Here is an 818-nt window from a genome sequence, read left to right on the forward strand (position 1 = left end):
TGCGCTTTGAGGGTCGCTAGTTCAGCCCGTAGTTCATCGACAGCATCACCCTGCACATCCTCACCAGTGAGGGCATCGTCCAGTGCAACAATCAACCCATTGAGAGCCTTGAGTTCGTTGTCGGTCGCGAGTTCCGGCATTTTATTATTCTGAATCCTCCAATAGATCTCCTCGCGGTGCACGGTAACCGAATTAGGCGCTGCTACTCCGATACGGACTTGATGGTCGCTAATTTCCAGCACGACGATTCGGATATCATGGCCGACTCGGATTATTTCGCCTCGACGGCGAGAAAGACACAACATATTTAAACTCCATTCTTCGAGCGAGTCGTAGCCTCGCGAGTAAACTCACGAAATTATATCGTCACAAACTTAAACCCAGCTTCCGCCGTGTATTGAACGTTAATAGCAGGCATTACCCTATACATCCTAGCCAAACCATCTAACCAACTTAACTCATTCACCCCAGCCTCCTCTTCAAGTCAATCTTTATGCGGCATCAACCAACTAATAGCAGCAGAGCGAGTGCGAGACCTGTTTGGATGAACTTTAGGCCAGTGATTTTGATAGAGGTCGTATAACAAACCGAGTCCAGCCAAGCGGCGCGATCATAACGGTCATACCCACCATCACTTTACCGGCATCGACCCAGGCGGCTTTAGCGTCTTGCGCGGCGCCCAGAAAAAACTTGAGCCGATCACTGTCAATCATCACCATGCCGGGCGCCCCTTATCCACTCTTCGCGCCTTCAACTTATTCGCCATAGGCCGCGTCAGCCAGCTTACGCAGTTCATACGCTTCGCCGACATCGATCAG

Annotated in this window: 1 pseudogene; it reads right to left on the reverse strand. The window is 50.9% G+C overall.

What is annotated here, in order from left to right:
* Positions 1–134: 134 nt before the first annotated feature.
* Positions 135–305 (reverse strand): annotated as a pseudogene (gene csrA / locus ACI77I_RS32050) (carbon storage regulator CsrA); the annotation flags it as partial.
* Between the last annotated feature and the right edge of the window lie 513 nt (positions 306–818).

It is taken from the genome of Pseudomonas sp. D47, from assembly GCF_045447305.1.
Taxonomy (GTDB): Bacteria; Pseudomonadota; Gammaproteobacteria; order Pseudomonadales; family Pseudomonadaceae; genus Aquipseudomonas.